Consider the following 26,444-nt stretch of genomic DNA (forward strand, 5'->3'; position numbering starts at 1 on the left):
TAGTCAAAATTATGACGCTAAATTTGTGAACGCAATTGCTGGGGCCGTTAAGCTTTCCTGTTGCATATATGCAAATAAACCGGCTCGATAGCATTGGTCTAACAACTGTACTCAGACAAATAATGGCTGTAACCAGCCATTTCGGGGCCTCCATCGGCATCGGCCTACCTTGATTTTCCAAACGAATTATTCTATTTAGAACAAATATTTTGATGAAGTCCCGATATTGTAAGAATTCGAATACTGTGTTAACTTTATGTTGCTGTAACAAAGTCTTCGGGGGAATGACTTTTGGGATGTAAGCAACTCGGCTGTGCATGGCCACACGTTTGTTTGCGTATCCATGTGCAACATCTGCCTCAGCCTCGAAGCGTCATTCAACAGCGAATGATCGCTTTTTTTGTTCTCCCGAATGTCGACGAAAGAGGAGGCATGCGCCAGAATCGGATGTAATAAGTGCAACAATAACTGTCTGTCAGACGCTCGCGGCCAGATTGCTTTCTGAGCCGGGGCATCGTCATTCGACTTTGAACCACTACCGCTTGAGGACTAACGCCTCGGCAGAGCCCAAGGGCCGTCCGGTCGAACTGTTGAATAATCATCCTCTGCCGCTCGTGCTGAAGCATGAGGCCAGCGCGTTGAGTACGGATCTGCGTCGGCACCGTACGTGATTCGTAAGAAGAAGTCTGTTTTGTCGCCACCCACTAGCGAATGCCCGCGGGGACAATGGCGGCAACCTCGAGAATGGATTTCGGATGCGCGTGAGTGCCTTTGACCACATCTATTCCCCTCGGCAAGGTTCTGGGAGCAACTCGCGCCTTGCCTTGGCCGCTTCAGCAAGAGAGATCGGCAGCAATCATTTTCATCGATGTGTGTGGTACCAGGATTGACGTGAAGTAGGAATGCCGGCTTGACTGGCGTGTTCATCTTCAGCGAGGTGAAGTACGTGAGTTACGCTGCAACTTCGGGGGCCTAAGACCCTGGAGCACGGCATTCCTATCATCGCTTGTCACGGCTACATACGTCTGGCGCGCGGTTCGGTACTTCTGTCCTAAGGCTGACATGCCGAGTGCTTTGGCAGTCGGGAAAACGCCGGGGAAAAAGAAAACTTTGTTACACAGACATTCTTTATCTGAGGAAGACAATGTCGGCAGAAAGACGTTGTGGTGGCAGACGTATGCCGCTCAGCGCCTAGTCCGCGCGGATTGCTCTGCAGCGGTGTAAGTAGTTGATATTCGGAAAGAGGGCTACATGCGTTCAGGGGAGTGAGTGAACGTGGCCTGAAGGCCGCAATGTGTAAGCTTTTGACGAAGGATTTTTAGGGAGGAACTTTTCAATGAAGAATCGTCAAGGATTCAAACGGTTATACAAGTCCAACAAAGGCTGGCTGGTAGCCGGTGTCGTAACTGCAGCTCTGATCGGTGGCGGCGTTGTTGCACCGCAGACTTTCAGCGGTCCAGTTAACGAAGTCCAAGCTAGTGTTTCGAGTGATCAGTTGGCCAACCCTGAAAGCACCAAGGCCGACCTTGAAACTCTGAAGGATGGCATTGAGGACGGCAATCAGGCCTTAATGACTGAATACGCCGAACGCTACCTTGGCATTACGGATATTAATGCCGCTGCTGAAGCCTACCACTTCCAGAACAACAATTCGTTTGTGAAGGACATTTACAATGTCAATCATGGCGCGATTGCACTGGCACTTACCGATCGCTGGCAGGAAGGCAACTCCTTCCCTACTCTGCAGGCCGTATTGTTAGAGCAGATTGGCAGCGATCTTCAGACAGCCGATAAGGCTATCCAGGACGCTAAAGACCAAGCAGCTAAGGACCAGGCTGAAGCTGATTAAAAGGCTAAGGACGCTGCAGACAAGGCTGCCGGCACCAAAGCAGGCTACCAGACGGGTGTCACTGGCGCAGAAGATCCAGATCTGACCGGCAAGTCTGACGCCTACAAGGCTGGCTTCGCCGATGGTAAGACCCAGGGTGAAGCGGGTCGAAAGGCTGTTCTTGATGCGAAGGCAGCGCAAAACAAACAGACGCTGAAGAATGCTGTCGATGAGGCAGCGGAGAAGGCAGCTGGTCGGAAGGCAGGCTACCAGACTGGTGTCACTGGCGCCGAAGATCCAGATTTGACTGGCAAGTCTGATGCCTACAAGGAAGGGTTCGCCGATGGTAAGACCCAGGGTGAAGCGGGCCGCAAGGCTGTACTTGACGCGAAGACAGCACAAAACCTGCAGAAATTACAGGATGCACTCGACAAGGCAGCAGAAGATGGTCAAGATATTGTAGACGGCAAGACGGCGGGTTACCAGACTGGTGTCACTGGCGCTGAAGATCCAGATTTGACCGGCAAGTCTGACGCCTACAAGGCTGGCTTCACCGATGGTAAGACCCAGGGTGAAGCGGGCCGCAAGGCAGTTCTTGACGCGAAGGCAGCACAAAACCTGCAGACGCTGAAGAACGCCATCAATGAGGCAGCGGAGAAGGCAGCTGGTCGGAAGTCCGGCTACCAGACTGGTGCCACTGGCGCAGCAGATCCAGATCTGACCGGCAAGTCCGACGCCTACAAGGATGGCTTCGCTGATGGCAAGACCCAGGGTGAAGCAGCCCGTAATGCGGTANGATCTGACCGGCAAGTCCGACGCCTACAAGGATGGCTTCGCTGATGGCAAGACCCAGGGTGAAGCAGCCCGCAACGCGGTTCTTGACGCAAAGGCAGCACAAAACCTGCAGACGCTGAAGAACGCCATCAATGATGCAGCGGACAAGGCAGCAGGTCGGAAGTCCGGTTACCAGACCGGTGCCACTGGCGCAGAGGATCCAGATCTGACTGGCAAGTCCGATGCCTACAAGGATGGCTTCGCCGATGGTAAGACCCAGGGTGAAGCAGCCCGCACGGCAGTTCTTGACGCGAAGGCAGCACAAAACCTGCAGACGCTGAAGAACGCCATCAATTCGGCCGCGGACACGGCAGCGGGTCGGAAGTCTGGTTACCAGACTGGTGTCACTGGCGCCGAAGATCCAGATCTGACTGGCAAGTCTGATGCCTACAAGGCAGGCTTCGACGATGGTAAGACCCAGGGTGAAGCAGCCCGCAAGGCGGTTCTTGATGCGAAGGCAGCACAAAACCTGCAGACGCTGAAGAACGCCATCAACGCGGCTGCGGACACGGCCGCGGGCCGGAAGTCCGGTTACCAGACTGGTGTCACTGGCGCGAAAGATCCAGATCTGACCGGCAAGTCCGACGCCTACAAGGCAGGCTTCGCCGATGGTAAGGCCCAGGGTGAAGCAGCCCGCAAGGCAATTCTCGAGGCGAAAGCAGCGCAAGATCTGCAGACGCAAAAGGACGCCAACAAGGGCAATAAGGACAACAACGGCAATAAGGGTAACAAGGCTAACAACGGCAACAAGGGCGCCAAGACGACCGCTACCGTTGCGACCCCTGCAACCAAGGCTGTCGTAACGACGACTGCCGCTAAGACCACCAAGGCTGCCGCAGCAACCAAGGCACTCCCACAGACCGGCGACGACGTGAACGTCACCGCCTCCGCTCTGGGTGTTGTCGCCGTTGTCGGCGCACTGTTCGGCCTGGCCGGCACTTCCCTGAAGAAGCGCGCCTAAGCCAACCAGTTCCAACAAGGAAGTCTACCTGTGAAGGTAGGCTTTTTTTGGCTCTGCGTCAACTGGTGTTGAAGAATAATTTGATATTTTCTGGGAGTTCCTCTTTGGAGGGGCTCTTTTGTTATTTATGCGATAATCTGGTAGATCCGCTCGAAGAAGTGAGCTTGGTCTCTGAATCCATAGCACGATCGCTTGAGCGCTTTGATCTTGCGATTAATCCCTTCAAGTGGACCGTTGGAACGCCAACTGTCCGCTGCCGCCAGAATTCCAGCCTGGTTCGATTTGAGCGTGCGGATTGCGGTGTCCATTTCGGTTCCGGTTGACTCGTAGTGTTCAAGTAACTGCCACAACCGCCGCGGATTGTGGCCCATCAAGGCATCGTGAAGCGCTTGGTAGGTTTCGCATACTGTGGCCAACCGAGGGTTGGCGGTGAACGCCACATCTAGGGCGCCCTGTTCCGTGATATGCTCGTTCAGCCCACGCATGTATTTGGTGTGTATCGCGTCCGGTGCGGCCTTGTGGAAGAGCCGCCACTGATGTTTAAGAATACGGTAGACTCGGCTCGTTTTGTCGTCGAGCTGCTTAAGCGTTGCGACGCGCACAGTGTCCACCGCGTGACCGAGCAACTGAACGATATGGAAGCGATCGATGATGAGCTGGGCATTGGGGAAAACTTGGTGGATAAAAGCTTGGTAGGAGGCGTTCATGTCCATTGTGATGGTCTGAACGGCGGCGCGTTCTGCCGTGGAGTAGTTGGCAAGAAAGAAGTCCTTGATAGTCTTATTCAGACGGTCGCCAAGAAGCTTCACCAATCGATGGGTATCGCCATCAATACAGATGAAGGACATCATATTCTGAGTTGATCGAAACTCGTCAAAACATAGGTTGGTCGGCAACTCCGGGCGACTGCGATGGTGGAGATGGGACTTGAGTTCTCGTCGAACTGTCGCTGCAGAGATACCCGTATTTTTGGCAATCACTGCTTCGGGGAGGGACTGCCTGGCAAGCTGTAGGACTGTTTGCTTGATTGAGTGGGCAATCGTGTCATTGTAGGCCACAAGCGGTGTCTCTGCGGAACAGGTACGATGGCAGGCCGAGCAGAGCCAGCGCTGTTTGGAAAGCTCAAGAAGCGTTGGAAGTTGACTGAGTGATTGAATGCGGATGTGTGTCGCCTTATGACCGTTAGGTCGCAACGCGTCTTCACCACAGTGAGGACAAGTATCGCGGTGGTAAGTGAGATCACACGCAATGACGTGGTACTGAAGGCGCCGCTTGCCCCGGCCTCGGTAGCCGTCGTAAACTGCGGTTACATGAATGTTCTCGTATGGCAATCCCAGGACAGAGAGCGTAGAATCAAGGTTGGACATCACTAATACCTCGCTTTGTTTTAGGTTTGGTCGCTTGGAGCGAAGAACGGGTGCTAGATGGTGCCCTTTTATTTTGCGCTGTTATTGAAAAAAGGTCTACACTCTCGGCGTTGGAATTCTCCAACACCAGAAAGTGTAGACCCCTTTTTTTGTCTCATCGTCATCTACCGATGGTCGGCCAGATCCGCGGTGGTGTTAAAAACCTTTTTGAATCCTGATTTCTGAATCAAATTCCCTGAACGTGTGAATTGAATTAGCACACGCTGAGAATATAGTTATGGAGCTTTCATTTTTCGTGTGATATTATATTGGCTATAGCCACGGGTGGAGGCAGTTTCTCGACTCGGCGTTCATATACGCATCGGCACAATCACGCAAATCTAGGGGGATACTTGAAATGAAGGATCGTCGAGGAGACAAGAAGTTGTACAAGTCACGCAAGGGCTGGGTGGTTGCCGGCGTCGCTGCCGCGACGTTGTTCACCGCTGGCCTGACCGCGCAGAACACGGTCGGGGCGGCTACGGACCAAGACCAAGTGTCGACTTAAGTGAACGATACAAAGAAGTATGAGGCGCCAGGTCAGTTGGCCGGTTACATTGATTCTGGTGACGTTGCTGCCGTTGAGTACGCGCGCGCAACGCCTAAGGACTGGAACAAGGTCAAGGATGATGTTCTTGACTTTTACACAAGCGCAATCAAGAGCGGCAACAAAGACGCGGCTCAATTCGCGTTAGATAACCTGCTTGACCTGCTTCCTGAACTCCAGACTGTAATTGATCAGGCGTTCCCTGATGGGTTGGACGACGATGCAGGTGAGACGACAGATCCGACAGATGAAACAAGTCCAACCGATGAATCGGAATCTACGGCAGACAAACTAGCAAAGCTCAAGGAAGCTGTTGACAAGGCCGCTGAAAAGGGCAACGAAATCATTGCGGCGCGTGAAGCCGAGGAAGAAGCCAAGGCAGCCGAAGCAGCGAAAAAGGAAGAAACTGCCAAGAAACTAGCGGAGCTGAAGGATGCCTTTGATAAGGCCGCGGAGAAGGGCAAGGAAGCCATTGCCGCGCGTGAAGCCGAGGAAGAAGCCAAGGCAGCCGAAGCAGCGAAAAAGGCAGAAACAACAAAGAAGCTGGCGGAGCTGAAGGACGCGGTTGATAAGGCCGCAGTGAAGGGCAATGAAATCATTGCCGCGCGTGAAGCCGAAGCAGCGAAAAAGGCAGAGACAGCAAAGAAGCTGGCGGAGCTGAAGGACGCGGTTGATAAGGCCGCAGTGAAGGGCAATGAAATCATTGCCGCGCGTGAAGCCGAAGCAGCGAAAAAGGTAGAGACGGCAAAGAAACTGGCAGAGCTGAAGGATGCCTTTGACAAGGCCGCGGAGAAGGGCAAGGAAGCCATTGCCGCGCGTGAAGCCGAAGCAGCGAAGAAGGCAGAGACGGCAAAGAAACTGGCAGAGCTGAAGGATGCCTTTGACAAGGCTGCCGAGAAGGGCAAGGAAGCCATTGCCGCGCGCGAAGCCGAAGCAGCGAAGAAGGAAGAAACAGCCAAGAAGCTGGCGGAGCTGAAGGATGCCTTTGACAAGGCCGCGGAGAAGGGCAAGGAAGCCATTGCCGCGCGTGAAGCCGAAGCAGCGAAAAAGGCAGAGACAGCCAAGAAGCTGGCGGAGCTGAAGGATGCCTTTGACAAGGCTGCGGAGAAAGGCAAGACCCTTAACGAGTTCAAGGCCCAGCTTGCCGAGCTGAAGGCCGCCATCGACGAGGCTGCGAAGAAGGGTCTCCCGGCCTACCAGCTGGATCAGCTCAAGGATGCCGTCAACGAGGCGGCGAAGAAGGGTCTTCCGGCCTACCGTGCATCCGAACTAATTGCCGGCCTGAAGCAGACTTCGGCTGATGACCTCAAGCGCAAGCAGGATGCCGAGCAGGGTTACCAAGACGGCTTCGAGACGGGCAAGACCGGCGCGAAGACGCCTGATCTGACCGGCAAGTCCGACGCCTACAAGGATGCCTTCTCCAAGGGTTACACGGATGGCGCCGCACGAATTGTCGGCGAGACGGAACCGACCACCAAGGACACTGATGCAACGGACAAGAGCGGCGCGAAGACGACCGCGACCGTTGCGACCCCTGCCACCAAGGCTGCCGTAACGACGACCGCCGCTAAGGCCACCAAGACGGCTGCTGCTACCAAGGCTGCCGCAGCAACCAAGACACTGCCACAGACCGGTGACGACGTGAACGTTGCCGCCTCCGCAATGGGGGTTGTCGCAGTGCTCGGCGCACTGTTCGGCCTGGCCGGCACTTCCCTGAAGAAGCAACGCGCTTAAGCAGCATTTTAGACTGAAAGAAGCCTACCTTTGAATGTGAAAAGGTAGGCTTCTTTGCGTTAAGGCGTTCGAATCTGAGAGTCTGGACACAAGGTTTTTGCGAGCTCAAGCGACTTACTGCAGAACCAGCGTGCCTCAGTCCAGCAGAATCTCGGTATGGACTAGGGTATCGATCTCTTCTAGGCGCGCGTCGACAATGAGGTCGGGTCTCATCTGCTCGTAAAAGGCGGTGAACTTCTCCAGATTGGTGAAGCCGTCCAGCTCCTCGCCTCTGCCATCCAGGCGGTGGTTCAGGTCAATCACTCGGTTGTCAGCGTCGTGTGGGTAATTATAGAGGACCCAGTTGCGTACGAAAGGTAGGACCTCGTTTTCGGGGCGCAAGAGATCGCGCAGCGCCCAGCCGGCGGTCCGGACCTGATAGGTCGGATCTTCGAATTCGGCGTGAACGCAGACGGGATTCTCCGGGGTGGTAACCAGGGTGAACACATCGTCATCGGCGAGCCGCTTCGCTTTCTCCGAAATACTGTTACCGATGAGCGGCCAGAACGCGCCCAGCTCGGTCTGAAGCTGCCGCTTGCTGACCTCGTGGTAGATTGTGCCGCGCCAGTACTTGGTCTCCAGCATGAAAATACCGCGGTGGCTAATCATGAGGTGATCGACTTGCCGGTTCGGGCGGTTGGGCGCATTGTCGAGGTAGAGGTCGCTGTAGATGCGGATGTTATCCTCTGGGTGTGCGGCCTGCAGCTTGTGCAGACAGCGGTAGGTCCGGTACTCGCCACGGTTGGTGTAGGGACGTGGGTCGTTAGGCATGATTATCCTCCGAGATGACGTCGTCTAAGCTATCCACCGACATCGCGAGGCCTTCCTCCTTCTTCTCACAGATGGTCAAGATGTAAGTCTGGTTGTCTAAGCTCTCGTGGACATAGAACGCGAGATCGTTGAGAAGACGGTAATCGCTGGAATGATTCTTGACAATGTCGCTCAGTTTCTTGCTGCCATGGAAGAAGGTCTTCATCTCCTGGGGCATGACGATTACGGAGTTCACCCATGGCCCCTCGAAGGACCCGATACTGGTGTTGGAGCTTGCGGTTCGGGTTGATGCTGCGTGATAATCGTCTGTCCCAACCGCCAGGGCTTTCTTGAGGTCTTCTCGAATTCTCCCGTGTTTGATCTGCAAGAGGGTGCGCTTCTGGCAAATTGGAAGCTTGAAGTCGGTGAACTGGGGGATATTGAGTACCGCCGGCGCTTTGCCGTGGTTGATGACCCTGAAGTCGTACCCGGCCAGGTCGCCGCCTTCGCCCAAGCGTGCGGTGACGACGAACTTCAGCGCGGGTTTGCTCTCCGCGTTGAACTGGCGCAGCTCGATATCCTTTTGCTGGTCGGCGATGGTCGTCTGCTGCTGCGCAATCTTGTTGGCCTTGTATGCGAAGTACACGGCGCCGCCGGCCGCGGCGAACGTGGCAATCATATTCCAGAAGTCAATCACAGTTGGGTCCATAGCACAATCCCTCCATCCTGAGTGTGGCAGTTTACGCAAGTAGTATACCGCGCCAACTAACGGCGAGGAAGACTTCGCCACCACGCCTGCACAGTGAAAATACGGCGTTGTTTCACATGAAACAGCGGCCCGCTTTCACCCCCGCCGCGGTTGTGACCCAGCCATTTTTACGTTAAACTAGACAGTGACGTGAAACCGCACCATGTTTCACAATGAGCGGGGCCAAAGGCGCGATGCCTGGGCGTTCGCACGGTCGCGACCGCGCCACTGCGCCCGCCGCAGCCACCCTCGAAGGGAGCCACAGAGATGGATGAGACACAATTCGCCAAGCTGCTGACGGCGGCCGAGCTGCCGCACGAGCCCGCGCAGCTGCGCCAGTTCGCGGCGTACTACGACTACCTGGTCGAAGAGAACGAGAAGCTGAACCTGACGGCGATCACCGACAAGGGCGAGGTCTACCTCAAGCACTTCTGGGACTCGCTGCTGTTGACCCAGGCCGCGCCCCAGGTGGCGACGCCGGGCCTGACCCTGTGCGACGTCGGCGCCGGCGCCGGCTTCCCGTCGCTGCCGGTCAAGATCCTGTACCCGGCGCTGGACGTGACGATCGTCGATTCGCTGCAGAAGCGCATCGCCTTCCTGGAGCGCCTGACCGGGCGGCTCGAGCTGACCCGCGTGCACCTTTTTCACGACCGGGCCGAGACCTTCGCCGGGAAAAAGTCGCCACAGCGCGAGGCCTTCGACCTGGTCACGGCCCGCGCGGTCGCACCGCTGAACGTCCTGGCCGAGCTGTGCCTGCCGCTGGTCAAGGTCGGCGGCCAGTTCGTCGCGATGAAGGGCAGCCGCGGGGACGACGAACTGGCGGCGGCCAAGGTCGCCATCGGCCAGCTCGGCGGCAAGGTCGCGTCGACGTACGAGCTGACGCTGCCGGAAACCGGCGACCCGCGGACGCTGGTGGTGATCGACAAGGTACGCCCGACCCCGCCGCGCTTCCCGCGCAAGCCGGGCACCCCGAGCAAGCAGCCGCTGGGCCAGCCGCGGCAGTAAGCCGTTATTTATATAGAAGCAAGGCGGCGCAAACGGTGAACCGGGCGAACTGAATTGTGTACCCGGCTCCGCGAAGTGTGTGACACGTTACGAAACGGACTCCAACGGACAACGCGGGAGCGGCTAGCTACGCTAAGTCACTCGGGCCAAAGAGCGGCCCAAGCGCCTTAGCTAGGCTATCCGTCCCGCTAAGTGCGCGGCACTACACTCTCTCTCACGAAAGTAGGTCATGATTGTGGCATTGTTTTTTAATAAGAAGAAACCGGCCGCACCGGCGGCCACGGTGGTTCAGGACATTCCGCTGAGCGCCATTGTGCCCAACCGCTTCCAGCCGCGCAAGGTGTTCTCGGCGGATGCCATCGCCGAGCTTGCGGCGACAATCAAGGATCACGGGCTCCTGCAGCCGATCGTGGTGCGGGAGTACGCGCCCGGGCACTACGAGATCATCGCCGGCGAGCGGCGGTTCCGCGCGATGCAGTCGTTGGCCTTCGAGAAGGCACCGGCGATTGTGCAGAAAATGACCGACGCGGAGTCCGCGTCGATGGCGCTGGTCGAAAACCTCCAGCGCGAGGGGCTGTCGCCGATCGAGGAGGCGCAGGCCTACGTCGAGCTGATGAAGCTCAACGACCTGACGCAGCAAGGCCTGGCGGCGCAGATGGGCAAAAGCCAGTCGTTCGTCGCCAACAAGCTGCGGCTCTTGAAGCTGTCGGAGCCGGTGCAGACCGCCATCCTGAACGGCGAGCTGTCCGAGCGCCACGGCCGCGAGCTGTTGCGCTGCGACGATTACCAGCAGCAGCTGCTCCTCCACGACATTTTGGCCAACGGGCTGACGGTCGCGGAGACGCACGCCGCCGTCGAGGCGCTCCTGAACCCCGAGCCGCTGGTGACGCCCGAGCCTGAGGTGATGCCGGAGCCGGCGACCGAGCCGGACGACAAGGCCGAGAAGCCGGCGCCCAAGAAGCGCAAGATGATCAAGTCCAAGGACACACGCATGGCGGTCAACACGCTGAAGAAGTCGGTGGCGATGATCAAGCAAAGCGGCGTCAAGGCCAAGGTCACCGAGGAAGAGACGGCGGACGGCTACCGCTTCATCGTGGAACTCCCGAAGGAAAAGAGGTAACGCAGTTGGTTAATGTGATCGCGGTCGCCAATCAAAAGGGCGGCGTGGGGAAAACGACAACGACCATCAACCTGGGCGCCTGCCTGGCCAACGCCGGCAAGAACGTCCTGATCGTCGATGCCGATGCGCAGGGCAACGCGACGTCCGGCCTCGGCGTGTCCAAGGCCGAAGTGACCAAGGACATCTACGACGTGCTGGTCAACGAGGACCCGATTCAAGAGGCCATCATCAAGACCAAACACGAGCGGCTGGCCATCGTGCCGGCCACCATCCAGCTGGCGGGTGCGGAGATCGAGCTGACCAACCAGATGGCCCGCGAGATGCGCCTGAAGCTGGGGCTCGACGCGGTGAAGGACGAGTACGACTACATCCTGATCGACTGCCCGCCGTCTCTGGGGCAGCTTTCGATCAACGCGTTCACCGCGGCCAACTCGATCCTGATCCCGGTCCAAAGCGAGTACTACGCGCTTGAAGGCTTGAGCCAGCTGCTCAACACGGTGCGCCTGGTGCAAAAGCACTTCAACCCATCGCTGAGCATCGAGGGCGTGCTTTTGACCATGTACGACCGGCGCACGAACCTGGGCGCCCAGGTCATCGCCGAGGTCAAGAAGTACTTCTCCGACAAGGTCTACGAGACCATCATTCCGCGCATCACCCGGCTGGCCGAGGCGCCGAGCTACGGCATGCCGATCGTGGATTACGACCCGCGGTCCAAGGGCGCGGAAGTGTACAACGCATTAGCACAGGAGGTGTTGAAGGCCCATGGCGAATAAAAACAACAAGGGATTGGGCCGCGGCATCGAGGCCATTTTCAAGGACTTCGAAAGCCCCGACGAGTCGGTGGCCGCGGTCACCGAGCTGCCGCTGGAGGACATCCGGCCCAACCCGTACCAGCCGCGCAAGACGTTCGCGGAAGGGGCGCTGAACGACCTGGCCGAGTCGATTCGGCAGACCGGCGTTTTTCAGCCGATCATCGTGCGCCAAAGCGTCGGCGGCTACGAGATCATCACCGGCGAGCGGCGCTTCCGCGCGTCGAAGCTTGCGGGCAAGACGACGATTCCGGCGATCATCCGCACCTTCGATGACCCGGCGATGATGGAGATCGCGGTGCTCGAGAACCTGCAGCGCGAGGACCTCACGCCACTCGAGGAGGCCCAGGCCTACGACACGCTGATCCGCCGTCTCGACCTGACGCAGGTCGAGGTGTCCAAGCGGCTGGGCAAGAGCCGCCCGTACATCGCCAACTACCTGCGCCTGCTGACGCTGCCGGAGCCGGTCAAAAAGCTTCTGAACGAGGAGAAGCTCTCGATGGGCCAGGCCCGCACGCTGCTCAGCCTGAAGGACAAGAAGCGCCTGGTGCCGCTGGCCAAGAAGGTCGTGGCCGACAACCTGACCGTCCGCCAGCTCGAGCACCTGATCACGCAGATGAACGCCGGCGACCCGAAGCCGAAACCCAAGGCCGCCCAGAAGTCGCCGTACCTGCGCGCCAGCGAGAACCAGCTCGGCGACCGGTTCGGCACTAAGGTCAGCATCGCCCAGACCACCAAGGGCCACGGCAAGATCGAGATCGACTTCCAGGACCCCCAGGACCTCAACCGCCTCCTGGCCCTGCTGGACGTGAACCTGGACTAAGGCTGCCGGGCGCCGGGCTCCGGCGCGGCCCGCGTGGGGCTTCCGGCTCCGGGCGCCGGGCTTCGGTTCGGCGGGGCGACTGCCTCCGGCTCCGGGCCGGGGCGGCGGAACGCGTGGGGCTCTCCTGAGCCCGAAGTGCGGTCTCAGGACCCGCCCTTGCACTAAGCCGGCCAAGACCGCCGGCTAAGTGCAATTTCACGCTGGCTCGCCCCGGCCCGGAGCCTCCAGAAGTGGCCCGGCCGAACCGAAGCCCTACACAGTGGGCGGACTAGCCGGGTGGCGACGCGTGAGGACGGGTCGTTGTGGTGCTGGCGGGGGAGTACGTTAATCCTGTGCGTCCTCGCTGAACCGCATGCACTCTCCGCCCTGCGTTGAGCGGAATGCCGGCGGGCCTGTCCGCCGCTTCGATTGACCCGGTAGACGCCCGGTGGCTATTGCGAATCACGGCCGTCTTGGTGCACAATGAGGAGATGGGAATATGGTCCGGCACCGCGTGTCGGGTCACCCGTCTGTGAGTTGTGAGCGGGATGCAGCGGGCGTAGGGGGCCGGGCGGGCCGGCAGTGAAAGGATTGGCCGCCCGCAAGACGCGCGCACTTGGCGCGGCTTGCGCGTGGCCAATCCCGGCAACCGGGAAGACCGCTAAGGGAGCCGCAGGCGACGGCGGGCTTCCCGGTTAGGTCGGAGCCCGGCGGGCGGAGACCGGCCGCACAGCCGGCCCGCCCGGTCCCCGGAGCCCGCGGCGGCCGCCCCAGCAAATATAGGAGGCTTCAATGATGTATAACCTACACGATCGGGTGCAGATGAAGAAGCCGCATGCCTGCGGGGTCAATGATTGGGAGATCATTCGCCTCGGCATGGACATCAAGATCAAGTGCACCGGCTGCGGCCACATTGTGATGATGTCGCGGCGCGATTTTGACCGGAAGATGAAGAAAGTGCTCGTCCAAGCAGACGACAATCAGTAACCAAGAAAGGGACACAATCATGGCTTTAACTGCAGGTATCGTCGGCTTGCCGAACGTCGGCAAGTCCACGTTGTTCAACGCGATCACGAAGGCGGGGGCCGAGATGGCCAACTACCCGTTCGCCACCATCGACCCCAACGTCGGGATGGTTGAGGTGCCGGACGACCGTCTGGCTCGCATCGACGAGCTGATTCCCGCCAAGAAAATCATCCACACGACCTTCGAGTTCACCGACATCGCCGGCATCGTGAAGGGCGCGTCCAAGGGTGAGGGGTTGGGCAACAAGTTCCTCGAAAACATCCGCCAGGTCGACGCGATCATCCACGTGGTGCGCGCCTTCGACGACTCGGAGATCACGAGCGTCACCGGCACGGTCGACCCGCTCGACGACATCGAGACCATCAACCTGGAGCTCGCGCTGGCGGACCTGGATTCCGTCACCAAGCGCTACGCCAAGGTGGAAAAGGTCGCGCGGACTAAGGACAAGGAAGCCGTGGCCGAGTTCGAGGTGCTGAAGAAGATCAAGCCAGTGCTCGAGGAAGGCGGCGCGGTGCGCAGCATCGACTTCACCGACGACGAGCAAAAAATCGTCAAGGGGCTGTTCCTTTTGACCACCAAGCCGGTGCTGTACGTCGCCAACATCGCCGAGGACGACATGGCGGACCCGGAGGCCTGCGAGTACGTGCGCATCATCGAGGAGCACGCCAAGTCCGAGGGTGCGGAGGCCATCGCGGTGTCCGCCCGCACGGAGGAGGAGATCGCCGAGCTGGACGACGCCGACAAGGCCGACTTCCTGGAGGCGGAGGGCGTCAGCGAGTCCGGCCTGGACAAGCTAATACGTGCGTCGTACCACCTGCTGGGGCTGGCGACGTTTTTCACCGCCGGCGGCAAGGAGACGCGCGCCTGGACCTTCAAGCAGGGGATGAAGGCGCCGCAGGTTGCCGGCATCATCCACTCCGACTTCGAGCGCGGCTTCATCCGCGCCGAGACCATCAGCTTCTCGGACCTCGACAAGTACGGGTCGCAGGCGGCGGTGCGTGAGGCCGGCCGGCTGCGCTCCGAAGGCAAGGAGTACGTGGTTCAGGACGGGGACATCATCGAATTCCGCTTCAACGTTTAGGGGGAACCATTTTGGCAGAAAAAGAACAACCGGTTGAGCAAACCGTGGACGTCGACGCGCTTTTGAGCCAGTTGACCAACAAGAACAACGATTACGTCTTCAAGCTGCGCCGCATCCTGACGGAGCACCAGTGGTCCGAGGAGAAGCAGCGCCGCACGCTGGCCAAGCTTTTGCCCGAGATGATTACGGCCCAGCGCGCCGGCAAGCCGGCCAACCAGGTCTTCGGGCCGGTGACGGAAAAGGCCGAGAGCCTGATCCACGCGCCGAAGGCCAAGCCGCGCGCCAACGTCTGGCTGAGCGGCCTGGACCTGAGCCTGCTGTTCGCCGCCATTTTCGGGGCGGTCTACGGCGTGATGGTGCTGTGGAAGCCAAACATCAAGGCGACCGGCAACGGCCTGCCGTCGCTTCTGGTGATGGGCACGGCGGCCGGGTTCATGTTCGCCTTTTACAACGACTGGACCCGCAAGCCCAAGGAGCAGCGCGGCAAGACCTGGCAGCTGCTCCTGGCCGGGATGGCGCTGGTGCTGATTGCGTCCTTCCTGTCCTCTGCGCTGTCTCTGATCAAGTCGCCACTGACCCAGCAGATGCCGTGGCCGGGTTACGCCGTCGTCGCGCTCCTGGGCTTCGGTGGCCACTGGTTCCTGAAGCGCAAGTACAACCTCCGAGGCTTCCTCGGTCAATAACGTTCCCGGGCCCGGCCGTGTGCCGGGCCCTTGGCGTATCTTGGGCTTGGCGTGGTTGGGGGTTGCGGTGGCGGCCGCGCGCTGCGGTGGTGCACCAAGGCGGCTGGGAAGGGAGGCGAGGCGACGGTGGCGAAGCGGGGACGGAATCGAGGATGTCGGTGCCGGTATGCGTTCGGGGAGCGTTGGGGGTACCTGTCGCCGGTGATGGCGAGGCACCTGTGGCCGGGGCCGGCCCCGGGTGCTTGGGTCCCGCTTATGGCTCGGCCCGCCGCACCGTCGAGAAGTGTCACAGAATCCGAACCGGATGACGATTTCGATGTCCTTACTGCCAATTTCCCCGAACATTAATTTTTCAATCGGCGGTTTTGGCGGGGATGGTTCGGGAATGAAAACAGTTAATGAGCGTTCTCTCATTTAGAAACGCCGCCGCGCCGGCGTTTGGCGGCTTTTTGCCAAAGGCCGTTGACCGGTCGGCCTGAACATGATATTGTAAACGACAACAAAATTGAAAGAGGGCTATCTACTTGAGCAATTGGGAGACGAAGTTTGCGCGCCGCGGGTTTACCTTTGATGATGTTCTGTTGATCCCTGCCGAAAGTCACGTTCTGCCTCAGGAAGTCGAGCTGGGCGTCCAGCTCGCGCCGAACCTGAAGCTGAACATTCCCATCCTGTCCGCCGGGATGGACACGGTCACCACGTCCGACATGGCGATCGCGATGGCGCGCCAGGGAGGCCTCGGTGTCATTCACAAGAACATGAGCATCGAGCAGCAGGCCGACGAGGTCCTGACCGTGAAGCGCTCCGAGAACGGCGTCATCCTCAACCCGTTCTTCCTGACCGCCAACGACCCGGTGTCTGAGGCCCACAAGCTGATGCAAAAGTACCGCATCAGCGGCGTGCCGATTGTGGATTCCAAGGACTCTCGCAAGCTGACCGGCATCATCACCAACCGCGACTTGCGCTACGTCGCCGACCACAGCATCGCCATCGGCAGCGTGATGACCAAGGACAACCTGGTCACCGCGCCGACCGGCACCAGCCTCGAGGAGGCCGAGGCGATCCTCCAAAAGCACAAGATCGAGAAGCTGCCTTTGGTGGACGCCGACTACCGCCTGTCCGGCCTGATCACGATCAAGGACATCGAAAAGGTCGTCGAGTTCCCGCAGGCCGCCAAGGATGCGCACGGTCGCCTGCTGGTCGCCGCCGCGGTCGGGGTCACCTCCGACACCTTCGAGCGCGCCCAGGCGCTACTTGACGCCGGTGCCGATGCCATCGTCATCGACACGGCGCACGGCCACTCCGCCGGCGTTTTGCGCAAAATCGCCGAGATCCGCGCCCACTTCCCGCACGCGACGCTGATTGCCGGGAACGTGGCCACCGCGGAAGGCGCGGCCGCCCTCTACGACGCCGGCGTCGACGTGGTCAAGGTCGGCATCGGCCCCGGCTCCATCTGCACCACCCGCATCGTCGCCGGTGTCGGCGTGCCGCAGCTGACCGCGGTTTACGACGCCGCGACCGAGGCGCGCCGCCGCGGCAAGGCAATCATCGCCGATGGCGGGATCAAGTACTCCGGCGACATCGTCAAGGCGCTGGCCGCCGGCGGCACCGCCGTCATGCTCGGCAGCATGCTGGCCGGCACCGACGAGGCGCCGGGCCGCTTCGAGATCTACCAGGGCCGCCGCTTCAAGACCTACCGCGGCATGGGCAGCCTGGGCGCGATGGAGCAGGCCCACGGCTCGTCCGACCGCTACTTCCAAAGCGGCGTGAACGAGGCCAAGAAGCTGGTTCCGGAAGGCATCGAGGGCCGCGTCGCCTACAAGGGGTCGCTGGCCGATGTCATCTACCAGCTGGATGGCGGCCTGCGCTCCGGCATGGGCTACGTCGGCGCCCCGAACATCCAGGCGCTGCAGGACAACGCCCAGTTCATCCAGATTTCCGGCGCGGGCCTGCGCGAAAGCCACCCGCACGACGTTCAGATCACCAAGGAAGCCCCGAACTACTCGGTGGAATAGACTTTGACTAGGCGTCTCGCGACCGGCGAGGCGCCTTTTGAGTGGCGCGGCCCGCCTCGTGTCGCAGCGGCACCTTTGTCGTGGCGTGGCCGCCTCGTGTCGCAGCGGCACCTTTGCCAGCGCTGCGGGGGCGCCGGTTTACGCCGGCGGCTCGCCCATGGTATACTGAAGCCAGCAAAAACGGCACCCCTGCCAGAGTGCCGCCTTGCAGACGACCGCGTACGAGCGGTGGCCCAAGTTATTGGAAGCTAAGAAGCCGCCGGAACTTTGCCGAAAGTTATGTGGGCGGCTTTTAGCTTGCTCATTTTCGGAATTCTCCGAGCGACTTCCTCAGCGCGGTGGCCGCGACGACCGCCTTGGTCAGGCGGTTGAGAACGCGTGTCACCACGACGCACAACAGCTCGACCTCCGCCAGGAAAGCGATGATCTGGGTAATCACCCATATCACGAGTTTGCAAGGTCCTCCTTTCCTTCTAAGTCTGACGTGCCGTGGCCTTATCGCCATTGGCATCACCCGCTTTCAGAAAATGGGACCACCGCTCGCATCACTTTGTCTGCCCGTGCATTGTACCAAGGACCGGCGAGTTTTGCCTAGGTGAGGGGTGTGAGAGGTTGGTGTGGTGCGGACTGGAATGAGAGTGGCGCGAACCACCGTCAACTAGCGGGCTCGCGCTTTTTTGTTGCCTCGGGTGGGGTTCAGGGACGACGGCTCGCCGTTGAGTTGCGTTCATTGCAAGCCCAGGCGCTTTGACACCTTAAGTTTTTCCAGTCGTTGGCAGGCGACCAAGCGCCGCGGCGCAAGGTTTGGTACAATGTAAGCGACGTTGATTACCCGGGCAAAGGGAGCGAAATTCAATGAAAATCCTGATTGTCGATGACGACAAAGAAATCGTGGAACTACTCAGCATTTACGTGAAGAACGAAGGCTACGAGCCGATCCTGGCCTACAGCGGCAAGGAGGCGATCACGCGCCTGGCGACCAATCCCGACATCGCGCTGATGATCCTCGACATCATGATGCCCAACATGTCGGGCATCGACGTGGTGCGGCAGGTGCGCAAGGACTCGCAGATTCCGATCATCATCGTGTCGGCCAAGACCGGCGACATGGACAAGATCCAGGGGCTGATCACCGGCGCGGACGATTACGTGACCAAGCCGTTCAACCCGCTGGAGGTGATGGCGCGGGTCAAAAGCCTGCTGCGCCGCAGCCAAAACAACGTGACCAACCCGGAGCCCGACGAGCTCGAGGTCGGGCCCTTGACCATCAAAAAGGACAGCCACGAGGTCACCACGCTGACCGGCAAGCAGATTCAGCTGACGGCGCTTGAGTTCGGCATCCTGTACCTGCTGGCGAGCCACCCCAACCGCGTTTTTTCCGCCGACGAGATCTTCGAGCGCGTCTGGCAGCAGGAGTCGATCGTGTCCGCCAAGACGGTCATGGTCCACGTCTCGCACCTGCGCGATAAGATCGAGGAGGCGACCGGCGGCGAAAAGGTGATCGAAACCGTCTGGGGCGTCGGCTACAAGGTCGAAGCGTAATGGGCGAGAAGGTTCGGCTGACCGGCAAGGAGAAGTCCGAGCTGTGGTTCGAGGGCCTGGTCACGCTGGTGCTGTTGCTGATGCTGAACTTCGCGATTTTCGTGCTGCTCAAGCAGATGATCGCCAGCAACCAGAACCTGCAGGACTCCATCTGGAGCGTCAAGCAGGTGCTGACCTTCGGCGCCAACCGCGCGCACCTCTGGAGCTGGCGCAACGTGTTCGGCATCGTGATGGCGCTGATCGACCTCGCCGTCATCTACTGGCGCCTGATCCGCCGCTACCGCCAGATGCAGATGCGCCACGTCATCCGCGAGCTGCACTACATCGCCGACGGCCACCTCGACCACCGCGTGCGCCTGGCCGTCAACACCGACCTGCAAAAGGTGATCAACAGCATCAACGCGCTGGTCGATTCGACCGTCAACTCGATGGCCGAGGAGCGCAAGATCGAGCAGAGCAAAGACGAGCTGATCACCAACGTCTCACACGACATCCGCACGCCGTTGACCTCGATCATCGGCTACCTCGGCCTGATCGAGGACAACCAGTACCGAAGCGAGGAGGAGCTGTTGAAGTACACGCACACCGCGTACCTCAAGGCCAAGCAGATGAAGGTCCTGGTCGAGGACCTCTTCGAGTACACGAAGGTCCGCCAGACCACGACGCCCCTGAACACCGTCCAGTTCAACATGCTGGCGATGCTCGAGCAGCTGGCCGCAAGCTTTGAGCTTGAGGCGGGCAAAAAGGGGATGACGTTCGAGGTCACGGGCGACCCCGACCCGCTGATGATGGAGGCGGACACGGAGAAGCTCGGCCGCGTCTTCAACAACCTGATCGTCAACGCGCTGAAGTACGGCAAGGGCGGCCAGCACATTTTCTTGAACGCCCAGAAGGTCGGCTCCGAGGTCGTGATCAAGGTCTCCAACGACGGCCAGCCGATCCCCAACGATGCGCTGAACCAGCTCTTCGACCGCTTCTACCGCGTCGAGGAGTCCCGCTCGCAGGAAACCGGCGGCACGGGCCTCGGCCTCGCCATCGCCCAGAGCATCATCGCCCTTCACGGCGGCTACATCTACGCCGACTCGACGGCGGCCCTGACAAGCTTCGTCATCCACCTGCCGCTCAAAGTCGGGGTGACGCTTAAAAGAGAGAGTGGAAAGTAATCGTGGTGATGGCCGCAGACTCCGGCGCCCGGGCAGGCGGGCTGTGCGGCCGGCTTCCGCCCGTTGGGCTCCAGCCTAAAATCTAAGCCCGCCGTCGCTGCGCGCCTGTGGCGGTCTTAGATTTTGCCGGGTGTGGCCACGCGAAAGCCTCGCCAAGTGCGCGAGTCTTCCGGGCGGCCACACCTTTCACTGCCCGCCTGCCCGGGCGCCTACGTCTGCTACATACGAGATTGACTGCCTCTGTACGCTGATTGCGAGTGATACTCGAATCACATGAACACAACCAGCTACTTAGGTTCTGCCACTCGTATCCGATGATGCCGCCGGAACCCTGTCGTCATCGTTGTGCGCCATGCAGCAGGCGGAGGGTCGGGGGTGGGCCGGGCCGCGAAAGGATTAGGCGACGCGTGACCGCGGGTTGTGCGGGCACGCGCCACCTAATCCCGGCAAAATTCAAGACCGCTGAGGGAGCCGCAGGCGACGGCGGGCTTGAATTTTAGGTCGGAGCCCGATTTCGGGCGGAGACCGGCCGCGCAGCTCGGCCCACCCCCGACCCGGAGCCTGCGACATCCAGCTCTAAGTACCAGAAGCAGCACATTGTTTGGCACCCATCGAAAGTTTAGGAGATTATGACATGAAGAAATTTTGGCGCGGCCTCATCGTAGTGGTCGCAACGCTTAGCGTGTGGGCCGGCGTGGCGCCGGTTGCAGGCGTGCAGGCGGCGACCGACACGAGCGCGGCCGTCAGCATCGATGCCTCCGCGGCCCTGGCCGTCGAGGCGAAGACCGGCAAGATCATGTACGCCAAGAACGCCGACAAGCAGCTGCCGATTGCGTCCATGACCAAGATGCTGTCGCTCTACCTCGTGCTCGACGCGATCAAGTCCGGCAAGCTGAGCTGGAACGACAAGGTGGCGCCGGATGCGGCGATCACCAAAATCTCGCAGGACACCGCGCTGTCGAACGTCCCGCTGCGCGTGGATGCGACCTACACCGTCAAGGAGCTCTACTCCGCCAGCTTCATCTACTCGGCCAACGCCGCGATGATGCTTCTGGGCAACGCGGTGGCCGGCAGCCAGAGCAAGTTCGTCGACCGGATGACCGCCCAGCTTGAGAAGTGGGGCATCAAGGACGCGCACATCGTCAACGCGACCGGCCTGCCGAACAGCGCGCTGACCGTCGACCGCTACCCGGGCAGCGCCGCCGACGACGAGAACAGCATGACCGCCAAGGACGTCGCCATCGTCGCCCGGCACCTGCTGGACGATTTTCCCGAGGTGCTTGAGACCACGACGGTGAAAACCGCGACGTTCCGCGCCGGCACCGGCGACGCCACCCGGATGGACAACTACGACTGGATGCTGCCGGGCCTGGTCGCGGCGCAAAAGGACCTGCCCGTCGACGGCCTCAAGACCGGCACGACGGACAAGGCGGGCGACTGCTTCACCGGCACCGTCGAGAAGAACGGCATGCGCATCATCACCGTCGTCCTGCACGCCAACGGCACCGCCAAGACGCGCCGCTTCGACCAGACCGCCAAGCTCATGCGTTACACGCTGAGCAACTGGAAGCAGATGAAGGTCACGACCGCCGGCCAGCCAATCAGCGGCCACGCCTCGGTCAAGGTCGACAAGGGCAAGCTCGCGACCGTTCCGCTGGCCGCGGCCAAAACCGTCACCATCTGGGTCCCGACCGGCACCACGACTAAGGACCTGGCCTACAACTACAAGACCAAGAAGCTCGTGACGAAAAACACGATCGAGGCACCGGTCAACAACGGCACCACGGTCGCGACGACCAACATTGCGGCCAAGGCCGACACCCTAGGCTATCTGAACGGCGACACGGGTGTGGCCGTCAGCGTCCACACCGCCAAGGCGGCGGAGAAGGCCAACTTCTTCGTCCTCCTGTTCCGCGGCATCGGTGAGTTCTTCCACAACCTGTTCTAGTCCGGCACAGCGGCCGGCGCTTCCTTCTCCATGATGGGGAAGGAAGCGCCGGCCGCTTTTTTGCGTGAGCTGAGTCAGAAGTTGCCTTGTTTGGGTAGTCTCTTGTAATCGTTGAATTCCTGTTTACTAGACGGGAATATTCCTTCGTGGTAAGATGGAGTGACTGATAATGGAAATTAGATTTAGCAGTCGAAAACTTGCGCGACAGTTACTTGATCAGAGTATGCGTGTTCGCGCGTTTGGGTGGGTTCGGGCGAGACGGCTCGCGATGCGTTTGGACGAGCTGACAGCCGCGGAGACCCTTCACGAAATCTCACGCTACCCACCGGTGCGTCTGCACATCCTGATTGGCGACCGTGCGGGACTTTGCGCCGTTGATGTGACAGCAAACTGGCGCCTGGTTTTTGCCGGCGCCAACGATTACGGCGTTAGAACGACCGATGATGCCGTCACGACCAAGGTGCTCCTGATTGCAGTCGAAGATTACCACTAGGAGGATATCATGCCGGAATACGATTTTGACCAAGGGGTTGCAATGCCCATTGTCGCAACCACTTCGGCCGCCGATGCCTTGAAGGAGCTGATGGCGTTTCATCACCTGACTCAGGCGGATTTTGCCCAGCATGCCGCGATTTCACAGAAACAGCTGTCGTTCATCCTTAATCGCAAGGCGTTCATGTCCCCACCGGTGGCGCGTCAGATTGAGGCGGCGACCGGGGTTAGTGCGCGGTGGTTACTGGAGTTGGACTTCAATTACCTCTATGCCCAGCGCGAAAACGCACCGCTTGAGGCTGCCGTTCAACCGTACGACTGGGCAAAACGGGAGTAACTTCGTCACACGCAACGGCTTTTGCTGATGGGCTCCGGTGCCGGGCTCACAGTCCGTACCGCCGCTCCACCCGTGCCAGCGCCCTAGTCGCCTCGGAAAGCGCCGTTCGGGCGGACGCGGCCTCGCGCTGTGCCGCCGCCAGCGCCTGGGCCTGGTTTTGGTCGGACGCCTCGGCGTCGTCGATTGCGGCGCGCATCGCGCCGGCGGCAAAGACGCTCATCGAGACACCGGTCCGCGCGAGGTAATCCTCGACCTGCGCCTGAGTCTCCGGGTCGAGGCGGATGGTGAATTCCTTTGATTTGGTCATGTGCGGTTGCCCCCTAACGTTAATTTAAGTATACAAGCTCGGGGCCGCACTCGTCAGGTGCGGCCCCGGTGCGTTATAGTGGCCATGGAGGTGGCAAAATGGAATTCTACGACATCACAGCGGCGGGCCTGGCGCAGCTTCACGCGGAGGTGGCGGCGCTTCAGAAGGAGCGGCCGCACCGAATCGCGGTGCTGCAGGCGGCCCGGGCGCTGGGCGACCTGTCCGAAAACGCGGATTACAGCGCGGCCAAGCGCGACCTGCGCCACCTGGAGAGCCGACTGCGCTACCTGGACCGGCTGATCCGCCACGCCCAGGTGGTCGAGACCCCGAGCGGCGATGAGGTCGCCATCGGCAAGGTGGTCACGGTCGCCTTCATGGACCCGGACGCCGACCTCGGCGCCGGCGCGGCCGGCGGCGGGGATGCGGGCACTGACGCCGCCGCGGGCACCGACGCAGACGAGCAAACCGACGCAGCCGCTCCCGATGCCGGGACAACGGCTGCCAGCGCCGTCAACGGCGTGCCCACGCCAACCGAAACCGCCGCCGCCGCCGCCCGCGTCGCCGCGGCCCTGGCCGCCACGGCGCCCGAGGACGTGGTGACCTACCGGCTGGTCGGGCGCCACGAGGCCAGCATGGCACCCGAGAACCTCGCCGTGGACTCGCCGCTGGGGCAGGCCATCCTGCACCGGCGCGTCGGCGACCGGGTGCTGGTGGCCGCGCCGGCCGGGACGTATCCGGTGGTCGTCACGCGGATCGCCGATTCCATGGTATAATGGAGCAACTAGACTAGCACGAAACGGGGAGACACAATGTCATTATCGTTGAACGCATGCATTTTGTTACTCAAGGAGCACCACCTGCTGAAAAGCAGCGCGGTTCAAAACTCGATCGGCGTTGAGATGACGGGGATCAACCTCGACTCGCGCAAGGTGTCGGGGCCGACCTTGTTCTTCTGCAAGGGCGCGCACTTCCGGCCGATCTACCTGTCGATGGCGCGCGACAACGGCGCGACGACCTACGTGGCCGAGAAGCCTTACGTCGAAGGCAATGGCATGAACGCGCTGATTGTGGTCAACGTCGAGAAGGCCATGGCGATTCTGGCGGCGGCGTTCTTTGATTTTCCCCAGGACGATCTGTTCGTGATCGCCTTCACGGGCACGAAGGGGAAGACCACCAGCGCCTACTTCACGCGCGGCATCCTCGAGCAGGCGCACCCCAAGCGCGTGGCGCTGTCCTCGACCATCGAGCGGGTGCTGGGCCCGAACCCCGACCAGCGGCAAAAATCGCACCTGACCACGCCGGAGTCGATCGACCTGTTCCGCGACATGCGCGAGGCGGTCGACAACGGCATGACCCACATGGTGATGGAGGTCTCAAGCCAGGCCTACCTGAAGAGCCGCGTGTTCGGCCTGACCTACGACGTCGGCGTGTTCCTGAACATCACGCCGGACCACATCGGCCCCAACGAGCACCCGAACTTCGCCTCCTACCTGCACAATAAGCTGCAGCTCTTGGTGAACTCGCGCAAGGTCGTGATCAACGCGGAGACCGAGCACTTCGCCGAGGTCTACGCCGCAGCGACCACGACGACCAACCCGGACAGCATTTTCCTGTACGCGGACTCCGAGTTCAAGCCGGAAGACCCAAAGCTTGACATCGATTTTCGCTTCGAGAACCTCGAGGCCGACACGAGCGAGAGCCGCTACAAGCTGGTGCCGGTGACGGACAAGGCGGCGGCCCTGAACCTCGGCAACACGTACGGGCTGCGGCTGATCGGCGACTTCAACGAGAGCAACGCGACGGCCGCCGCGATCGCGGCCGGGCTGGCCGGCGTCGACGCGACCAGCGCGGTGCCGGGCGTGGCCAACGTGATGATCCCCGGGCGCATGGAGTTCCGGCAGGTGCCGGACCACGGGACGGTCTTCATCGATTTTGCCCACAACTACGGCAGCCTCGCCGCGCTGTTCCACTTCATCAACAAGGAGTACCCCAAGGCGCCAATCAACCTGGTGCTCGGCGCGCCCGGCGACAAGGGCGTGTCGCGCCGCGCCGACTTCGCGCAGGTAATCAACGAGAGCGTGGCGACGGTGTACCTGACCACCGATGATCCCGGTTTCGAGGACCCGGCGGCCATCGTCGAGCAGATCGATGCCGGCATCGACCACGACCGCGTGACGGTGCACAAGGTGCTGGACCGCCGCACCGCGATCGAAATGGCGCTTGCGGCCAACACCGACGGCGCGGTGCTGGTGGTCGGCGGCAAGGGCGCCGACACCTACCAGAAGGTGCGCGGCGTCGACACGCCGTGGCCGTCCGACGTCGTGGTGGTCGACCAGAGCATCGCGGCGCTGTAAGGCACAGACGCGGAAAGAAATAATCGGGACGGCTTGCTGCTCACTTGACTGAGTTGGCGAATAAAGTAGGCGGATTGATTGCTGCAAAACTGCGGCAATCAATCCGCTTTTTGGGTGCGCAGAATGACCAGACTGACGTAATCTACTAATGTTGACGCTTGGGTAATTTGGCAGACGCCTCGCTTGACGGGAATTAACTTTCTTGCTATATTTAACCTCCCGGGCGGTGCGTGACTGGAGGAAGCAGATGTATCAGATTGATTTTTATGCTGATTCAGACGGCTTCAGCGAGATTCTGGCTTTTATTGCCCAGCTTGAGGCGAGCAATCAGGTATCCGATCGTGCGCTCTTAGGGAAAATACGGCATCACTTGGATCTACTGGCGCTGCTGGGGCCGAGGCTGCATGAACCGCACGTTAAATACATTCGCGGCTACACAAGACCGCTGTTCGAGCTGCGACCGGTACCCGAACGCATTTTCTTTGCGACGTGGATGATGGACCGCTACGTCTTGCTCACGCACTACACGAAGCGCCAGGCGCGAACGGATCGCCGGCTGATTCGTAAGGCCTTGGATAACTTGACCGACTGGCAATACCAACAAGGGGTGAACCGATGACAACCTGGCAAGACTACCGCGAGAAGATGACCGGCATTGCGCCCGCCGACCAGCTCGCAATCGACACCCTGTCGCAGCTCCAGGCGATGCGCATTCGCGCCGGTATCTCGCAAAAGGATTTCGCGGCGCGACTGGGAATGAAACAGCCCCAGCTGGCCAAGCTGGAGCGGCTCGACTCGCTGCCGACGCTGCGCACGCTGGAGCGTTACGCGCAGGGGCTGGGGATGACACTGAAGCTGAGCATCGACCCGCTCCCGCACTGAGCGCGTCACGAAGGCGCCGAAAACGACGCACCGC

At 60.5% G+C, this 26,444-nt stretch carries 27 protein-coding genes; 22 read left to right on the forward strand and 5 right to left on the reverse strand.

Translation table 11 applies throughout. The features are described 5' to 3' along the window. Window positions 1–1,336 precede the first annotated feature (1,336 nt). From LE416_RS10050 to LE416_RS13225, 3 genes are all read left to right on the forward strand, one after another. Window positions 1,337–1,849 (forward strand): KxYKxGKxW signal peptide domain-containing protein, encoded by a 513-nt coding sequence (locus tag LE416_RS10050; protein ID WP_225048379.1) that lies wholly within the window; start codon window positions 1,337–1,339, stop codon window positions 1,847–1,849. A gap of 282 nt (window positions 1,850–2,131) precedes the next feature. Then, window positions 2,132–2,623 (forward strand): hypothetical protein (locus LE416_RS10055; RefSeq protein ID WP_225048381.1); only part of this gene is annotated, 492 nt, incomplete at its 3' end. A 709-nt stretch (window positions 2,624–3,332) separates the two neighbouring features. Next, a complete protein-coding gene (locus LE416_RS13225) occupies window positions 3,333–3,623 on the forward strand; it encodes an LPXTG cell wall anchor domain-containing protein (RefSeq protein WP_225048734.1) in 291 nt (96 codons plus the stop codon). A gap of 125 nt (window positions 3,624–3,748) precedes the next feature. Here the strand turns inward: LE416_RS13225 and LE416_RS10065 are convergent, their stop codons facing one another. After that, entirely contained in the window at window positions 3,749–4,990 is a 1,242-nt protein-coding gene (locus LE416_RS10065; RefSeq protein WP_225046665.1) for an ISL3 family transposase, read from the reverse strand. Window positions 4,991–5,387: 397 nt separating this feature from the next. Between LE416_RS10065 and LE416_RS10070 the strand changes: the two genes are divergently transcribed. Then, complete coding sequence (locus LE416_RS10070; protein WP_225048383.1) at window positions 5,388–5,537, forward strand: KxYKxGKxW signal peptide domain-containing protein; 150 nt, start codon at window positions 5,388–5,390, stop codon at window positions 5,535–5,537. Continuing rightward, window positions 5,538–7,310, forward strand: coding sequence for an LPXTG cell wall anchor domain-containing protein (locus tag LE416_RS10075; protein ID WP_225048385.1), 1,773 nt, complete (start codon window positions 5,538–5,540; stop codon window positions 7,308–7,310). Between the two features lie 135 nt (window positions 7,311–7,445). On the opposite strand, the gene LE416_RS10080 is transcribed toward LE416_RS10075, so the two are convergent. Further along, window positions 7,446–8,120, reverse strand: coding sequence for a nuclease-related domain-containing protein (locus LE416_RS10080; protein WP_225048387.1), 675 nt, complete (start codon window positions 8,118–8,120; stop codon window positions 7,446–7,448). Then, on the reverse strand, window positions 8,113–8,808 hold the full coding sequence (locus tag LE416_RS10085) for a hypothetical protein (RefSeq protein WP_225048390.1): 696 nt from the start codon (window positions 8,806–8,808) through the stop codon (window positions 8,113–8,115). The genes LE416_RS10080 and LE416_RS10085 overlap by 8 nt, the downstream gene beginning before the upstream one ends. 306 nt (window positions 8,809–9,114) lie before the next feature. On the opposite strand from LE416_RS10085, the gene rsmG reads away from it, so the two are divergent. The 8 genes from rsmG (at window position 9,115) to guaB (ending at window position 17,385) form a co-directional block, all read left to right on the forward strand. Beyond that, window positions 9,115–9,852 carry a 16S rRNA (guanine(527)-N(7))-methyltransferase RsmG gene (gene rsmG / locus LE416_RS10090; RefSeq protein WP_225048393.1) on the forward strand — a complete coding sequence of 246 codons (738 nt, stop codon included), beginning with the start codon at window positions 9,115–9,117 and terminating at the stop codon, window positions 9,850–9,852. A 229-nt stretch (window positions 9,853–10,081) separates the two neighbouring features. Beyond that, on the forward strand, window positions 10,082–10,972 hold the full coding sequence (gene noc, locus LE416_RS10095; RefSeq protein ID WP_225048396.1) for a nucleoid occlusion protein: 891 nt from the start codon (window positions 10,082–10,084) through the stop codon (window positions 10,970–10,972). 5 nt (window positions 10,973–10,977) lie between these two features. After that, entirely contained in the window at window positions 10,978–11,745 is a 768-nt protein-coding gene (locus LE416_RS10100; protein ID WP_225048398.1) for a ParA family protein, read from the forward strand. Next, window positions 11,735–12,604, forward strand: coding sequence for a ParB/RepB/Spo0J family partition protein (locus LE416_RS10105; protein WP_225048400.1), 870 nt, complete (start codon window positions 11,735–11,737; stop codon window positions 12,602–12,604). Before LE416_RS10100 ends, LE416_RS10105 begins: the two co-directional genes overlap by 11 nt. Before the next feature lie 774 nt (window positions 12,605–13,378). Then, window positions 13,379–13,570, forward strand: coding sequence for a DUF951 domain-containing protein (locus LE416_RS10110; RefSeq protein WP_225048736.1), 192 nt, complete (start codon window positions 13,379–13,381; stop codon window positions 13,568–13,570). A gap of 19 nt (window positions 13,571–13,589) precedes the next feature. Next, a complete protein-coding gene (gene ychF, locus LE416_RS10115; protein ID WP_225048401.1) occupies window positions 13,590–14,690 on the forward strand; it encodes a redox-regulated ATPase YchF in 1,101 nt (366 codons plus the stop codon). An 11-nt stretch (window positions 14,691–14,701) separates the two neighbouring features. Further along, a complete protein-coding gene (locus LE416_RS10120) occupies window positions 14,702–15,373 on the forward strand; it encodes a DUF1129 domain-containing protein (protein WP_225048402.1) in 672 nt (223 codons plus the stop codon). 524 nt (window positions 15,374–15,897) lie between these two features. After that, window positions 15,898–17,385: an IMP dehydrogenase gene (gene guaB, locus LE416_RS10125; protein ID WP_225048403.1), complete on the forward strand. Its 1,488-nt coding sequence runs from the start codon at window positions 15,898–15,900 to the stop codon at window positions 17,383–17,385. 301 nt (window positions 17,386–17,686) lie between these two features. On the opposite strand, the gene LE416_RS10130 is transcribed toward guaB, so the two are convergent. Further along, window positions 17,687–17,833 carry a hypothetical protein gene (locus LE416_RS10130; protein ID WP_225048404.1) on the reverse strand — a complete coding sequence of 49 codons (147 nt, stop codon included), beginning with the start codon at window positions 17,831–17,833 and terminating at the stop codon, window positions 17,687–17,689. Window positions 17,834–18,240: 407 nt separating this feature from the next. On the opposite strand from LE416_RS10130, the gene croR reads away from it, so the two are divergent. The 5 genes from croR to LE416_RS10155 all read left to right on the forward strand — a co-directional run bounded on the left by croR (window position 18,241) and on the right by LE416_RS10155 (window position 22,867). Then, a complete protein-coding gene (croR, locus tag LE416_RS10135; RefSeq protein WP_225048406.1) occupies window positions 18,241–18,927 on the forward strand; it encodes a response regulator transcription factor CroR in 687 nt (228 codons plus the stop codon). Then, the gene (locus LE416_RS10140; RefSeq protein ID WP_225048408.1) at window positions 18,927–20,090 is read left to right on the forward strand and encodes a sensor histidine kinase; all 1,164 of its coding nucleotides are present in this window, start codon (window positions 18,927–18,929) and stop codon (window positions 20,088–20,090) included. The genes croR and LE416_RS10140 overlap by 1 nt, the downstream gene beginning before the upstream one ends. 634 nt (window positions 20,091–20,724) lie before the next feature. Beyond that, window positions 20,725–22,038 carry a serine hydrolase gene (locus LE416_RS10145; protein ID WP_225048410.1) on the forward strand — a complete coding sequence of 438 codons (1,314 nt, stop codon included), beginning with the start codon at window positions 20,725–20,727 and terminating at the stop codon, window positions 22,036–22,038. A 169-nt stretch (window positions 22,039–22,207) separates the two neighbouring features. Further along, entirely contained in the window at window positions 22,208–22,531 is a 324-nt protein-coding gene (locus LE416_RS10150) for a type II toxin-antitoxin system RelE/ParE family toxin (RefSeq protein ID WP_225048412.1), read from the forward strand. A 9-nt stretch (window positions 22,532–22,540) separates the two neighbouring features. Beyond that, window positions 22,541–22,867, forward strand: a complete 327-nt coding sequence (locus tag LE416_RS10155; protein WP_225048415.1) for a helix-turn-helix transcriptional regulator — start codon at window positions 22,541–22,543, stop codon at window positions 22,865–22,867. Window positions 22,868–22,913: 46 nt separating this feature from the next. Here LE416_RS10155 and LE416_RS10160 read toward each other — a convergent pair whose 3' ends face one another. Further along, complete coding sequence (locus LE416_RS10160) at window positions 22,914–23,174, reverse strand: hypothetical protein (protein ID WP_225048417.1); 261 nt, start codon at window positions 23,172–23,174, stop codon at window positions 22,914–22,916. Between the two features lie 98 nt (window positions 23,175–23,272). Between LE416_RS10160 and greA the strand changes: the two genes are divergently transcribed. From greA to LE416_RS10185, 4 genes are all read left to right on the forward strand, one after another. Next, window positions 23,273–23,947, forward strand: a complete 675-nt coding sequence (gene greA, locus LE416_RS13230; RefSeq protein ID WP_274705067.1) for a transcription elongation factor GreA — start codon at window positions 23,273–23,275, stop codon at window positions 23,945–23,947. A gap of 36 nt (window positions 23,948–23,983) precedes the next feature. After that, window positions 23,984–25,528: a UDP-N-acetylmuramoyl-L-alanyl-D-glutamate--2,6-diaminopimelate ligase gene (locus LE416_RS10175; RefSeq protein ID WP_225048419.1), complete on the forward strand. Its 1,545-nt coding sequence runs from the start codon at window positions 23,984–23,986 to the stop codon at window positions 25,526–25,528. A gap of 247 nt (window positions 25,529–25,775) precedes the next feature. Beyond that, entirely contained in the window at window positions 25,776–26,147 is a 372-nt protein-coding gene (locus LE416_RS10180; protein ID WP_225048421.1) for a type II toxin-antitoxin system RelE/ParE family toxin, read from the forward strand. Beyond that, window positions 26,144–26,410, forward strand: coding sequence for a helix-turn-helix domain-containing protein (locus LE416_RS10185; RefSeq protein WP_225048423.1), 267 nt, complete (start codon window positions 26,144–26,146; stop codon window positions 26,408–26,410). Before LE416_RS10180 ends, LE416_RS10185 begins: the two co-directional genes overlap by 4 nt. Window positions 26,411–26,444 lie beyond the last annotated feature (34 nt).

This window comes from Lacticaseibacillus kribbianus (assembly GCF_020180945.1).
Taxonomy (GTDB): Bacteria; Bacillota; Bacilli; order Lactobacillales; family Lactobacillaceae; genus Lacticaseibacillus; species Lacticaseibacillus kribbianus.